11 protein-coding genes are annotated in these 13,035 nt (G+C 65.4%); 5 read left to right on the top strand and 6 right to left on the bottom strand.

What is annotated here, in order from left to right; translation table 11 throughout:
• The first annotated feature begins 326 nt into the window (after positions 1–326).
• The 3 genes from QZ332_RS04880 (at position 327) to QZ332_RS04870 (ending at position 4,217) form a co-directional block, all read left to right on the top strand.
• Positions 327–1,664, top strand: a complete 1,338-nt coding sequence (locus tag QZ332_RS04880) for a glucose-6-phosphate isomerase (RefSeq protein ID WP_295763089.1) — start codon at positions 327–329, stop codon at positions 1,662–1,664.
• Between the two features lie 111 nt (positions 1,665–1,775).
• Positions 1,776–2,933 carry a mannitol-1-phosphate 5-dehydrogenase gene (locus QZ332_RS04875; RefSeq protein ID WP_295763086.1) on the top strand — a complete coding sequence of 386 codons (1,158 nt, stop codon included), beginning with the start codon at positions 1,776–1,778 and terminating at the stop codon, positions 2,931–2,933.
• A 204-nt stretch (positions 2,934–3,137) separates the two neighbouring features.
• Positions 3,138–4,217, top strand: a complete 1,080-nt coding sequence (locus QZ332_RS04870; RefSeq protein WP_295763083.1) for a CapA family protein — start codon at positions 3,138–3,140, stop codon at positions 4,215–4,217.
• A 140-nt stretch (positions 4,218–4,357) separates the two neighbouring features.
• Here the strand turns inward: QZ332_RS04870 and QZ332_RS04865 are convergent, their stop codons facing one another.
• Positions 4,358–4,624, bottom strand: a complete 267-nt coding sequence (locus QZ332_RS04865; protein ID WP_295763081.1) for a hypothetical protein — start codon at positions 4,622–4,624, stop codon at positions 4,358–4,360.
• A 567-nt stretch (positions 4,625–5,191) separates the two neighbouring features.
• Between QZ332_RS04865 and QZ332_RS04860 the strand changes: the two genes are divergently transcribed.
• A complete protein-coding gene (locus QZ332_RS04860; protein ID WP_295763079.1) occupies positions 5,192–6,880 on the top strand; it encodes a glutamine--tRNA ligase/YqeY domain fusion protein in 1,689 nt (562 codons plus the stop codon).
• Between the two features lie 244 nt (positions 6,881–7,124).
• Here QZ332_RS04860 and QZ332_RS04855 read toward each other — a convergent pair whose 3' ends face one another.
• The 5 genes from QZ332_RS04855 to QZ332_RS04835 form a co-directional block, all read right to left on the bottom strand.
• A complete protein-coding gene (locus QZ332_RS04855) occupies positions 7,125–7,685 on the bottom strand; it encodes a hypothetical protein (RefSeq protein ID WP_295763077.1) in 561 nt (186 codons plus the stop codon).
• Positions 7,682–8,161, bottom strand: coding sequence for an RNA polymerase sigma factor (locus QZ332_RS04850; RefSeq protein WP_295763074.1), 480 nt, complete (start codon positions 8,159–8,161; stop codon positions 7,682–7,684). Before QZ332_RS04850 ends, QZ332_RS04855 begins: the two co-directional genes overlap by 4 nt.
• 206 nt (positions 8,162–8,367) lie before the next feature.
• Positions 8,368–9,585: a dicarboxylate/amino acid:cation symporter gene (locus QZ332_RS04845; RefSeq protein ID WP_295763071.1), complete on the bottom strand. Its 1,218-nt coding sequence runs from the start codon at positions 9,583–9,585 to the stop codon at positions 8,368–8,370.
• Positions 9,586–9,808: 223 nt separating this feature from the next.
• Positions 9,809–10,516, bottom strand: coding sequence for an aspartate/glutamate racemase family protein (locus tag QZ332_RS04840; RefSeq protein ID WP_295763068.1), 708 nt, complete (start codon positions 10,514–10,516; stop codon positions 9,809–9,811).
• Between the two features lie 100 nt (positions 10,517–10,616).
• On the bottom strand, positions 10,617–11,429 hold the full coding sequence (locus tag QZ332_RS04835) for a sulfite exporter TauE/SafE family protein (RefSeq protein WP_295763065.1): 813 nt from the start codon (positions 11,427–11,429) through the stop codon (positions 10,617–10,619).
• A gap of 431 nt (positions 11,430–11,860) precedes the next feature.
• Here QZ332_RS04835 and glgB point away from each other — a divergent pair.
• The coding region (gene glgB, locus QZ332_RS04830; RefSeq protein WP_295763062.1) for a 1,4-alpha-glucan branching protein GlgB at positions 11,861–13,035 on the top strand (1,175 nt) is incomplete at its 3' end.

Raw genomic sequence — 13,035 nt, 5'->3', positions numbered from 1 at the left:
TGTGCGGGTGGAGCCCCCGCCGCCCGGGGCGGTGGGGACGGGACAGAGCGGGATCTTTCCCGACGACCTGGCGCTTTGATGGGTCTTCCCCATGGCCTCCTTCCACCTCTGCGATTTTGAAACGGCCCTGCGGCCTCCCTGCATTATACTGATACGCCCCGGAAATGTCAACCCGGCCCCTGACTCATCCGCTCCCCGCAAAATTTTCCCAACTTTTTCTCCGGCCTGTCTTGCCGTCGACTTGCCGAAATGTTATACTGGTTTCAGGACCGCTTTTGGCGGGAAGCCACAAAAACAAGGAAACCTCACGGAAAGGAAGCTGTATCATGCTGAACGTTAGATCCTTCCAGATCGAAAATTTCATCCCCGCGGATTACCAGGAGACCGCCGCCGCCAAGCTGGCCGAGGCCCAGGAGAAGCTCCAGAACGGCACCGGACTGGGCCATGAGTTCACCGACTGGGTCCGCCTCCCCGCCGACTATGATAAGGAGGAGTTCGCCCGCATCCAGGCCGCCGCCAAGAAGATCCAGAGCGACTCCAAGGCTCTCGTGGTCATCGGCATCGGCGGATCCTACCTGGGCGCGCGGGGCGTCATCGAATACCTCTGCTCCCCCAACTACAACCAGAAGAGGGGCAAAGCGACCCCCAATATCTACTTCGTGGGCAACGGCCTCTCCGCCGACGCCATGCAGGAGGTCTTCGACTTCATCGGGGACGACGACTTCTCCGTCAACGTCATCTCCAAATCCGGCACCACCACCGAGCCCGCCGTGGCCTTCCGCTTCTTCCGGGACGCCCTGGAGAAGAAGTACGGCAGGGAAGGGGCCAAGGGCCGCATCTACGCCACCACCGACAAGTCCCGGGGCGCCCTGAAGTCCCTGGCCAACGAGGAGGGCTGGGAGAGCTTCGTGGTGCCCGACGGCGTGGGCGGGCGGTACTCCGTCCTCACCGCCGTGGGCCTGCTGCCCATCGCCGTGGCCGGCGTCGACATCGCCGAGCTGATGGGCGGCGCCGCCAAGATGATGGAGCTCTGCCGCACCGCCTCTTACGACAGCCCCGCCTGGCGCTACGCCGCCCTGCGGGACGCGCTGTACCGCAAGGGCTGGTCCATCGAGGTGCTGGCCTGCTACGACCCCGCCTTCCGCTTCATGCTGGAGTGGTGGAAGCAGCTCTACGGCGAGAGCGAGGGCAAGGACGGCAAGGGCCTCTTCCCCGCCAGCGTGGAGTTCACCGCCGACCTCCACTCCATGGGCCAGTATATCCAGGCCGGGCGGCGCATCATGTTCGAGACCGTGGTCCGCCTGGGCGCTTCCCAGCACGAGCTGCTGGTCCCCAGGGACGAGGCCGACGGCGACGGGCTGAACTTCGTGGCCGGGAAGTCCATGGACTATATCCGGGACAAGGCCATGGAGGGCACCCTGCTAGCCCACACCGAGGGCGGCGTGCCCAACGTCATCGTGGAGACCGACGGCAAGAGCGCCGGCTCCCTGGGCCAGCTGATCTACTTCTTCGAATACGCCTGCGGCCTGTCCGGCTACCTGCTGGAGGTGAACCCCTTCGACCAGCCCGGCGTGGAGGCTTACAAGAAGAACATGTTCGCCCTGCTGGGCAAGCCTGGCTACGAGGCCCAGAAGGCCGAGCTGGAGGCGAAGCTCGGCAAGTGACCCAGATCCTTTGGGGACGCCGCCTTGTCTCTGCGGGCGGGGCGGCGTTCCCCATGCGCCGCCGAGAGATCGATCCCCCATCCAAAAACCATCTTTTCAAGGAGGAACACTATGAAACAGGCGATCCAAATCGGCGCCGGCAACATCGGCCGGGGCTTCATCGGGGCCCTGCTCAGCCAGGCGGGCTGGCACGTCACCTTCGCCGACGTGGTGGAGCCCATCATCGAGGCGCTGAATAGAGACCACGCCTACACGGTCCACATCCTGGACAAGGAGCCCGGCGAGATCGCCATCAGCGATGTGGACGGCGTCATCTCCACCTCCCCGGAATTCGCCCGGAGGGTGGCCCAGTGCGACCTGATCACCACCGCCGTGGGCCCCAACGTCCTGCCCATCATCGCCAAGTCCATCGCCGGCGGCATCCAGGCCCGGAAGGCCGCCGGGAACACCTCTGCGATGAACGTGGTGTGCTGCGAGAACGGCCTGCGGACCACCACCCGGCTGAAAAACGAGGTCTTGAAGCACCTCGATCCGGACGGCATCGCCTTCCTGGAGGCCAACATCGGCTTCGCCGACTGCGCCGTGGACCGCATCTGCCCCAAGCCCAGCTTCGACAACATCCTGGACGCCGCCGTGGAGCGCTACTGCGAGTGGGACGTGGAGGCCGCCGCCTGGAAGGGCGAGAAGCCCGACATCGACGGGCTGACCTTCGCCGAGGACCTGATGGCCTATCTGGAGCGGAAGCTCTTCACCCTCAACAGCGGCCACGCCATCTGCGCCTACCTGGGCTATCTGAAAGGCTATGGGACCATCCGGGACAGCATCGCGGATCCCGCCATCGGCCAGATCGTCCACGCCGCCATCTCCGAGAGCGGCGAGGGCCTCATCAAGGAGTTCGGCTTCGACCCCGACGCCCACCACGCTTACGTGGAGAAGATCTTCGCCCGTTACCAGAACCCCTTCCTGGAGGACGAGGTGCTCCGCGTGGGCCGGGAGCCCATCCGCAAGCTGGAGCCCGGCGACCGGCTCATCAAGCCCCTGACCACCGCCGCCGCCTACGGCCTGCCGGTGGACCACCTGATCTTCGGCGCCGCCGCCGCCCTGCGGTTCGACTGCGCGGAGGACCCCCAGAGCGTGGAGCTCCAGGGCAAGATCGAGGCGGAGGGCGCCGCCGCCGCCCTGGCGGCGTATTCCGGCCTGAAGCCGGGAGACCCCCTGTTCGGCCGCATCCTGGACGTGTACACTGCCTTGGCCCTCGTCAAGAGATGAGCGCCCGCCCCAGTCCGCTGGGGACGGGAGGGGCCGGGCCCCTCCGCGTGATGCGCCCGCTCCCTCGGCAGGCCGGGCGGAGGGACCTCCCTCCGCCCGGCCGCATCGTCCCTGCCCGGGAGATCCCCGTTCCCATCCGGCTGGGATCTTGGTAAGATGGTCGATGGAGACCCGGTATCTTTTTCTAGGAAAGAGGCAAGGCTCATGAAACGATCCCTGGTCGGCCTCCTGGCCGCTTTGCATCTGCTGGTGTGCGCGCTCCCCGCCTCCGCGGCGGAGTGGGACCCCACGGACCCCAACGACCCCCTGCTCTGGGAGCCGGACCTCCCCGCCTTCGCCGGGCCCGTGCCCCGGCCCGGCGAGACCCCGGAGCGTTTCAGCATCGTCTTGAGCTTCACCGGCGACATGCTGCTGGCCTCCCTCCACGGCAAGCGGGCGGCGGGGAACTTCCTGGACTACGCCGCCAAACAGGGGCCGGAGTATTTCCTCCAAGACGTCCGCCCCATCTTCGAGGCCGACGACTTCACCGTGGTGAACCTGGAGACCGTGCTGACGGACCGGGCCCTGCCCCCCAAGGAGAAGAGCACCACCCCCGCCTTCTGGTTCCGGGCCCCCACGGCCAACACCGCCATCCTCACCTCCTCCGGCGTGGAGGCGGTCTCCCTGGCCAACAACCACACGGGAGACTATGGCGCGGCGGGCAGCCGGGACACGGTGGAGGCGGTCCGCGCCGCCGGGCTGGAGTATGGGGACAACGGCCGGACCTTCTACCTGGAGAAGAACGGGTTCCGCATCGCCGTCATCTGCCACGGCCTCTGGAACGAAGCGCAGGCCGGGGCCATCGCCAAGCGCATCCAGGCCGCGGAGGCGGAGTCCGACTTCCAGATCGTCTTCTACCACGGCGGCACCGAGGGCGTGCACACGCCGGAGGACTGGCGGGTCCGGGCCTCCCGGGTACTGGTGGACGCCGGCGCGGACCTGGTGCTGGGGAACCACCCCCATGTGCTCCAGCCCCGGGAGACCTACAAGGGCGTGGAGATCGTCTATTCCCTGGGCAACTTCTGCTTCGGCGGCAGCCGCCAGCCCAAGAACCGGACCGTCATCTATCAGTCGATCCTCCGGATCGAGGACGGAGAGCTGGCGGAGGTCTCGTCGGAGCTCATCCCCTGCTACGTCCACACCGGGGCCTCGGTGAACAACTACCGTCCCGCCGTCATCGAAGACGAGGAGCAGCGCCAGAGGGTGCTGGATTTCATGGATGGCAGATCGAAGCTCCCCTACTGACGGGGGGAGGGATCGAGTCACGAGGGGGGCCCTCCCTGGGCCCCTCTCGTTTTTGACCATGCGTGTCCGGGACGTTTTGGAAAGTCCCGAACACCGGCTCAGGCTGTCGGACCCCTCCGCCCCCTCCAGGTCCATATGGCTCATGTCCCGGTCAGGGTCGCAGCGCCCGGCAAACTCCGGGGCCCGGGAATCGTCCAGATGGACCGCGCCATACTCCCGGGCGAGGAGCGCCCCCGGAGAGACCGCCCCAAATCCACGTCCACGATGTTCCACGGCGATAGGATCCGGTAATACCGGGGCTGCTGCTCTTCGAACTGGCCGTCCGGCGGCTCGTAAAAGAGGGTCATGGGGCTGACGGCGATGACCACCAGCGCGCCGGGGCGGATGCGGTCCTGGTACTCCCGCATGAGCCGCAGATCGTATACAGGCGTCTGCGGGGCCAGGGAGAAATCGCCCCTCCGGAGGGGACTTGAAATCCTCCCGCCCGTGGGACGTGCCGAAGACGGCGACGCCGATGGACTCCGGCATACTGCGGAACATCCCCGTGCCCTCCTCCCGCTCCAGGTCCCTTTAGGCGTTCGTCTGCCGGTAGGCCGCGCCGCCCGCGTACAGGAGGCCGCCCACGACCGAAAGCAGCCGGGCACACTTGAAGATCAGCTTTCTCACGCTCCCCCCTCCTCCTCAGGACCGGAAATAGATGAGCGAGGACGCGCCCGTCTTGGGGATCAGCAGGATCAGCAGGAGGAGGGAGACGCAGGGGAAGGGCACCGGGAACCCCTTGGGATCGAACAGCATGACAGGAAGCCCTCTCTTTTTGGCGTTCGGCAGGATCTGACATCTTTTGTCCCGCAACGGTATATCCCGCCGGGGCGGCCTGTCAAGCGGGCCCGGCGCCGGGAAAAGCCCTTGCAATCTCCGCGCCGGTCCTGTATAATAAAGTGTCATTTTATTTTGCAAAATGGGAGGACTCTGCTATGGCGGACGAGATCAAACTGCCGGGATCTGAGAACCGGAACTTCATCCACGCATTCATCGAGGAGGACATCGCCCCCGGCGGGCAGTACGAGGGCATGACGGTCCACACCCGTTTCCCCCCGGAGCCCAACGGCTACCTCCACATCGGCCACTGCAAGGCCCTGACCATCGACTTCGGCACCGCCGAGAAATACGGCGGACTGTGCAACCTCCGTATGGACGACACGAACCCCACCAAGGAGGATGAGGAATTCGTCGAGGCCATCAAGGAGGACATCCACTGGCTGGGCTTCGACTGGGGCGACCGCTTCTTCTATGGGTCCGACTACTTCGAGGAGGACTACCGCCAGGCCGAGGGCCTCATCGAGAAGGGCCTGGCCTATGTCTGCCAGCTCACCCCCGAGGAGTTCAAGGAGTACCGGGGCGGCGTGGGCGTCCCCGCCAGGAGCCCCTGGCGGGACCGGCCCATAGAGGAGAGCCTGGACCTCTTCCGCCGGATGCGGGCCGGGGAGTTCCCCGACGGGGCCATGACCCTGCGGGCCAAGATCGACCTGGCCAGCGGCAACTTCAACATGCGGGACCCGGTGCTCTACCGGATCAACCACCTGCCCCACCACCGCCACGGGACGGACTGGTGCATCTACCCCATGTATGACTTCGCCCACCCCATCCAGGACGCGCTGGAGGGCATCACCCACAGCCTGTGCTCCCTGGAGTTCGAGGCCCACCGGCCCCTGTACAACTGGGTCGTGGAGCACTGCGACCTGCCCAGCCGGCCCCGTCAGATCGAGTTCGCCCGCCTGGGCATCGACCACACCGTCATGAGCAAGCGGAAGCTCCGCCGCCTCGTGGAGGAGGGCCGGGTCTCCGGCTGGGACGACCCCCGGATGCCCACCCTGTGCGGCCTGCGCCGCCGGGGCTACACCCCCCGCGCCATCCGCAATTTCTGCGAGCGCATCGGCGTGGCGAAATCCGCCAACATCGTCGAGTACGGCTTCCTGGAGCACTGCCTCCGGGAAGACCTGAACGCCACGGCGGAGCGGGTCATGGCGGTCCTGCGGCCCGTGAAGCTGACCGTCACCAACTATCCCGAGGGGGAGTCGGAGACCGTCACCGTGGAGAACAACCCCGTGGACCCCGAGGCCGGGACCCGGGAGGTCACCTTCTCCCGCACCCTCTGGGTGGAGGCCGATGACTTCCTGGAGGTCCCCGTGCCCAAGTACAAGCGCCTCTATCCCGGCGGCCCGGAGTGCCGCTTGAAGGGGGCCTACCTCATCCGCTGCACCGGCTGCGTGAAGGACGAGGCGGGCCGCGTGACCGAGATCCTCTGTGAGTACGATCCCGAGAGCCGGGGCGGCGACCCCGCCGACGGCCGGAAGGTCAAGGGCGCGACGATCCACTGGGTGGACGCCGCCACCGCCGTGGACGCCGAGGTCCGGCTGTACAGCGACCTCTTCACCGACCCGGACCCCGACGCCGCCGACAAGGATTTCATCGACTGCCTGAACCCCGATTCCCTGGAGATCCTCACCGGCTGCAAGGTGGAGGCTTCCCTGGCGGAGGCCCAGGCCCCCGCCAGCTTCCAGTTCCTGCGCCAGGGCTACTTCTGCCTGGACAGCAAGGACAGCCGGCCGGGGCACCTGGTGTTCGACCGGAGCGTCAGCCTGAAGGACAGCTTCAAAAAATGAGACCCCGCCGGGGGACCTGTCGGTCCCCCGGCGCAGAGTGTCGAAAAAGCAGAGGAGACTTCATCGACGGGAAGGAAGAGAGTTACGAGAGGGACCCAGGAAGGGTCCCTTTCGTTTTCAATAAAAAAGTTTTCAGGACTTTCAAAAAAGTTCTGAAAACTTGCTCGGCCTGTCGAAAAGACGTTTTCGACAGGCTGGCCGCCGGGGGACCTGTCGGTCCCCCGGCGGTCTCCTGCCGCTGCCCTCAGTCGTCGACCGTGACGGTCGTGGCGGTGGTGAACGAGCCTCCCGCCGCGCCGCTCTCCTCAGCCACGTGGTAGTCCGCGTCCCCGTCCTCGAAGGAGGTCCGGATATCCCAGTCCTCCAGCGTGCCGGTGACGCTGACCTCCACCGCCCGGCCGTCGGCACTCTCCACCGTGGCGCTGTAGGCGCCGTCCTCCTCGATGTCCTCGGTGATGTCGATCTCTGTGTCGTCCACGGTCAGCATCAGCCTGCCGTCCCGCAGCTCCGCGTCCGTGAAGACGCCGGTGACCAGCACTTGGTTCCCATCGTCATCCTCCAGCATGATCTGGGAGCCGTCCTGCCAGATGATGCGCAGGTCCCTGAACAGCGCGCCGCCGCTGGCGGCGTTGGCCGTCACGGCCAGGGCCAGGGTGAGCATGGCCGCCAGCGCCAGCGCCCGCAGGGCCTTCACAGGCCGCTTCATGGTCTTCCTCTCGTTCATTTTCAAAAGGACCTCCTCCTTCGCCTCGCCGGAGGCCCGGAGCCCGGAAAAGGTCTCGCGGTACAGTCCCTCGTCGATCATAGGGCTTCTGCCTCCTTCAGTTTCGTGTGCAGCTGTCCCCTGGCCCGCATGAGCCAGGTCTGGACGGTGGACGCCTTGGCCCCCAGCAGGACGGCGGTCTCCTTGACGGAGTAGCCCTCATAGTAGTAGAGGTACACCGCCGCCCGGTACTTGGGCGGCAGGCTCATCACCTGCCGGAACAGCTCCGACTGGGCGGGGCGGTCGAAGGCCGCGGCCTCCTCCGCCTCGTCCAGGGGGCCGGTCCGCCTGCGCCAGGGGGAGCGGAGGAGCTTTTTGCACTCGTTGGCCGCCACCCGGAGGAGCCAGTGCTTCTCATGGTCCGCCGACTCGAACTCCTTCGGCTCTACATAGAGCTTCAGCAGCGACTCCTGCATCACGTCCTCCGCGTCCGCCCGGTTCTTCAAATAGCTGTAGGCCAGCCGGAACACCGTGTCGCCGTACCGCTCCACGGCCTCCCGGAACCGCTCTTCAGTCAACGCGTCCCACCTCCTTGCGTGTATGGTCTGGAAGGGCCCTTCCATAGGGGATATCCCTCAGGAGGCCATCTTATCTCACGTCCCTGAAGATCCCCCTAAAAAAATGGGAGACCCGAGATGGGTCCCCCATTTTTTTTAGGGATAGGATCGGTCTGCAGAGGACCGGACCGCGTCCCGCCCTCCAAGCCCGCGGGACGCCCAGGCGGTCACTGCTTCTCCTGCCACTTGCTGACGCAGAGGGAGCAGGCGATGTCGCCGGTGACGTTCAGGCAGGTGCGGCCCATATCGAAGAGCCGGTCCACCGCCACGATGAGGCCGATGTAGGCCACGGGGATGCCCAAGGTCTCCAGGACCATCGCCAGCATGATCATGCCCGCGCCGGAGACGCCGGCGGTGCCGATGGAGGCCAGGGTGGCGGTGACCACCACGATGACCATCTGGCCGATGGTCAGGTGGATGCCCGCGCAGGAGGCGATGAACACCGTCGCCACGCACTGGTAGATCGCCGTGCCGTCCATGTTGATGGTGGAGCCCAGCGGCAGGACGAAGGCGGCGATGTCGTCCTTGGCCCCCAGCTCATGGGCGCACTCCTTGGAGACCGGCAGAGTCGCCGCGGAGGACGTGGAGGTGAAGGCGAAGATCATGGCCGCGAAGGCGCCCTTGAAGAACTTGACGGGGCTCATGCCCACGAAGACCTGGGCGGACAGGGAGTAGACCAGGACGGCGTGGACGATGTAGCCGATGTACGCGCAGAGGATGACCAGGAACAGCGAGCCCAGGATGGCCGCGCCCTGGGTGGCGGTGACCCACGCCATGTAGGTGAACACGCCGATGGGGGACAGGGAGATGACGAACTCCATCAGCCGCTCGATGACGGCGTAGAAGGAGCCGACCAGATCCCGGCAGAGCTTCCCCTTCTCGCCGGCGGCCATGATGGCGCCGCCGAAGAACAGGGAGACCACGATGACCTGGAGCATGTTGGCGTTGACGAAGGCGCTCCACATGTTGCTGGGGAAGATGTCCACCAGCACGGACATGAAGCCGCCGAAGGCCTTCGGCTCATACTCCGCCGAGCCCAGCTCCGCGGAGAGGTCCGGGAACAGGCCCGCGCCGTTGAAGATGTTGGCGAAGATCAGGCCGATGATGCAAGCGATGGCGGTGGTGCAGAGGAAGTAGGCCACCGTCTTCACGCCCACGGAGCCCACCTGCTTCATGTCGCCCATGGACAGGATGCCGTCGATCATGGACAGGAGCACCACGGGCACCACGATGAACTTCAGCAGGTTCACGAAGATGTCGCCGAAGGGCTTGAGGTACGTGGCGGTCAGGTCCGCCCAGCCCGCGAAGTAGCAGACGAGGCCGACCACGATGCCCCCGGCCAGCGCGACCAGGATCCGCACGGGGAGGTTGTTTTTCTTCTTCATACACTCACCTCATAAAAATAAAATTTTGGCTCCCCCGGCAGGGCGTCTGCACTTTTAGACAGATCTCTCACCGAGGGCCCTCTCCAAATTGGGTACATTATACCAAACCACTTTGAGAATGTAAAGAGTAAATGGAAAAATTGTGAAAAGATCATGAAAAGATCGTGAACAAAAGGCCAGATGTCTGACGATATAGACAGACATCTGGCCTCTATGCCCCCCTTCATCCGGCCCGCAGGGCGCGCCCGCAGAAACGGATGGCGGCCTTCGCCAGTTCCTCGGTGGCGTCGATGCAGGGCAGATCCGTCCCCAGCGCCTGGAAGGCCAGGGGCAGCTCCGTACAGGCCAGGAGGAAGCGGTCCGCTCCCCGCCCGGCGAGGCCCTCCGTCACGGAGAGGAGCGCCTCCCGCCAGCGCTCCGGCGGCGCTCCGGCCTTGACGCCCCGGTAGATGACCTCCATCAGGGCCTCCTGCTCTCCCTCGTCCGGGATCAGGAAGGGCACACCCTCCGCCGCCAGGGCCTCCTGGTACAGCCCCGCCGCCAGGGTGCCCTTCGTCGCCAGGACCGCCGCGGTCTCCCCCGGGGAGCGTTCCCGGCAGGCCCTCGCCGCCGCTTCGATCATGCTGAGGAAGGGCGTCTGCGTCTGCGCCTCCAGGCGGGGGAGGAAGTAGTGGGCGGTATTGCAGGGCATGATGATGCAGTCCGCGCCGCACCGCTCCAGCTTCCGCAGGGAGTCGGTCATGGCGGGGACCGGATCCTCCCCGCCGTCCAGGATGGCGGCCGTGCGGTCCGGGATCGAGGCGTTGCTGTCGATGTACACCCGGATGTGGCCGCTGTCCCCGACGGCGTCCGTCAGGGAGACGATCTTCCGGAACAGGTCCGCCGTGGCCATGGGGCCCATGCCGCCTAAAATGCCGATGGTCTTCTCCATAAACTGCATCTCCAATATCTATACGAAACTATCGCTGGGATATGCGCGGTCCCCTCCGCCGTCCCCGTCCGCCGGGGGGGCTGCCGCGGGAAGGGGCGGGTCACCCCCAGAACTCGGGGAACAGCAGCTCGCTGCCCACCTTCACCGTCAGCAGGATCAGCACGAGGATGACCGCGGGCCGGACGATCTTGCTGCCGTTCTTGATCGCCAGCCCGGAACCGATGTAATGCCCCGCGATGGAGGCCACGGAGGCGATGAGCCCCACCCTCAAAAATACGTAATGCGAGGCCAGCTGGGTCACCAGGCTCCCGATGTTGGAGGAGAGGTTGATGACCTTCACGCCCCCCGCCGCGTGGCGGGTGTCCAGCTTGGCGGCCCGGATGAAGAGGATCATCAGGAAGGTCCCTGTGCCGGGGCCGTAATAGCCGTCGTACCCGCCGATGACGAAGGACGCCGCCCAGACGACGGCCATCTGCCGCCGGGGGTCGATCTGTCCCGGCTCGTCGGGCCAGTCGTGGTTGCGCAGGGTGATGACCGCCACCACCGGCAGGACCAGCAGCAGCATGTATTTCAGCACCGCGTCCGGCGTCCGGTGCTGCAGCCAGGTGCCGATCACCGAGCCCGTCAGGGCGAAGGCGATGGAGGGCCCGAACAGCTTCCAGTCCACATAGCCGTTCTTGATGAAACGGGCGGTGGAGAACACGGTGCCGATGGAGGCGGAGACCTTATTGGTCCCCAGCGCGTAGGGGGCGGGCAGATCCCCGAAGGCGATGAGGTGGGCGGGCCCGGAGATGATGCCGCCGCCCCCGGCGATCGCGTCCATGAAGGACGCCAGGAACACGCCCACGCACAGCAGCAGCACCACCCACAGGGGGAAGCCGTCCACCGTGAGGGACGTCAAGGTATGGAACATCGGGAAGACCTCCCATCGGCCGAGATTAGGTGGATGCGGTCCGGATCTTGACCGCCAGGCTCCACTATAGCAGGACCCGGCGGCAAAATCAACCGGAGGACCGCCCTTTTTATGGCACATGGCTGGATTTCTTCTCCATCTTTTGCGCAATTTGCCGAATATGAACAAAAAAGATTGTGAATCTTGCGGCAGATTTGGGGGAACATGCTAAAAGACAGGGACCATTTTCGACAGGAGCGTCCTTGACGGTATTTTCCAAAAGAAGTATAATAGTCAGGAATAACCAAGCGCCACCCATGAAACGTGGTCCGCCGTGCGCTGTGCGGCGGGCACGGCGTCCCGAAGGGACGTTTGGGAAATCGGCGGGCCGCTCGCCGATAAGCGGCAGCCGCGGGTCCGGAAAGCGCCCCGGCTCTATACGGAGGTCGACTATGGCAAAACACGATCAGGCCGAGCGCTTCCACGCCGGCACGCTGACAGACGGCTGGCGATGGTTCGGCTCCCACCCTGAGCAGCGGAAAAACGAACAGGGCTGGAGCTTCCGGGTCTGGGCCCCCCACGCGCAGAGCGTCAGCGTGGTGGGCGACTTCAACGATTGGAGCGAGGGCGCCCACCCCCTCGTCCGCCAGGGCGAGGTCTGGGAGGGCTTCATCCCCGGCCTGCCGGAGTATACGTCCTACAAATACGCCATCACCGGACCGGACGGCAAGACCCGGCTGAAGACGGACCCCTACGCCTTCCACTGTGAGACCCGTCCCGCCACCGCCAGCAAGCTCTATGACATCGGCGGCTTCAAATGGAGCGACTCCGCCTTCCTGGCCAAGCAGGACAAACACCAGGTCTACGATTCCCCCCTGAACATCTATGAGGTCCATCTGGGATCCTGGAAGAAGCGGGAGAACGGCGACTTCTACGACTATAGGGACATGGCCAAGGAGCTGGCCGCCTATGTCAAGGACATGGGCTACACCGCCATCGAGCTGCTGCCCGTGCTGGAGCACCCCTTCGACGGCTCCTGGGGCTATCAGTGCACCGGCTACTTCGCCCCCACCTCCCGCTACGGCACGCCCAAGGACTTCCTCTGGTTCGTGGACCACATGCACAAAAACGGCATCGCCGTCATCCTGGACTGGGTCCCCGCCCACTTCTGCAAAGACTCCCACGGCCTCTACGAGTTCGACGGCGGCTGCTGCTATGAGTACAGCGACCCCAACAAGTGGGAGCACGCCTCCTGGGGCACCCGGGTCTTCGACTATGGCCGGCCCGAGGTCAAGAGCTTCCTCTTCTCCTCCGCCCGCTTCTGGCTGGAGGAGTGCCACATCGACGGCCTGCGGGTGGACGCCGTGGCGTCCATGCTGTACCTGGACTACAGCCGCCAGGGCGGCGCCTGGACCCCCAACAAGTACGGCGGGCACGAGAACCTGGAGGCCATCGATTTCCTCCGGGAGCTGAACGCCATGGCCTTCTCCGTGAAGCCCGGCGCGATGATGATCGCCGAGGAGTCCACCGCCTGGCCCATGGTCAGCCGTCCCGCCGACATCGGCGGCCTGGGCTTCAACCTCAAGTGGAACATGGGCTGGATGAACGACATGTGCCACTACCTGAA

Origin of the sequence: uncultured Oscillibacter sp., assembly GCF_910584465.1 — a bacterium.
In the GTDB taxonomy this organism is placed as follows: Bacteria; Bacillota; Clostridia; order Oscillospirales; family Oscillospiraceae; genus Oscillibacter.
This window is presented reverse-complemented; position numbering and strand designations above follow the sequence as displayed.

What these genes read in the sequence shown, in the direction of transcription:
- QZ332_RS04880 (WP_295763089.1), top strand. Translation starts at nt 327, where the DNA reads ATGCTGAACGTTAGATCCTTCCAGATCGAAAATTTCATCCCCGCGGAT.
- QZ332_RS04875 (WP_295763086.1), top strand. Translation starts at nt 1,776, where the DNA reads ATGAAACAGGCGATCCAAATCGGCGCCGGCAACATCGGCCGGGGCTTC.
- QZ332_RS04870 (WP_295763083.1), top strand. Translation starts at nt 3,138, where the DNA reads ATGAAACGATCCCTGGTCGGCCTCCTGGCCGCTTTGCATCTGCTGGTG.
- QZ332_RS04865 (WP_295763081.1), bottom strand. Translation starts at nt 4,624, where the DNA reads ATGCGGGAGTACCAGGACCGCATCCGCCCCGGCGCGCTGGTGGTCATC.
- QZ332_RS04860 (WP_295763079.1), top strand. Translation starts at nt 5,192, where the DNA reads ATGGCGGACGAGATCAAACTGCCGGGATCTGAGAACCGGAACTTCATC.
- QZ332_RS04855 (WP_295763077.1), bottom strand. Translation starts at nt 7,685, where the DNA reads ATGATCGACGAGGGACTGTACCGCGAGACCTTTTCCGGGCTCCGGGCC.
- QZ332_RS04845 (WP_295763071.1), bottom strand. Translation starts at nt 9,585, where the DNA reads ATGAAGAAGAAAAACAACCTCCCCGTGCGGATCCTGGTCGCGCTGGCC.
- QZ332_RS04840 (WP_295763068.1), bottom strand. Translation starts at nt 10,516, where the DNA reads ATGGAGAAGACCATCGGCATTTTAGGCGGCATGGGCCCCATGGCCACG.
- QZ332_RS04835 (WP_295763065.1), bottom strand. Translation starts at nt 11,429, where the DNA reads ATGTTCCATACCTTGACGTCCCTCACGGTGGACGGCTTCCCCCTGTGG.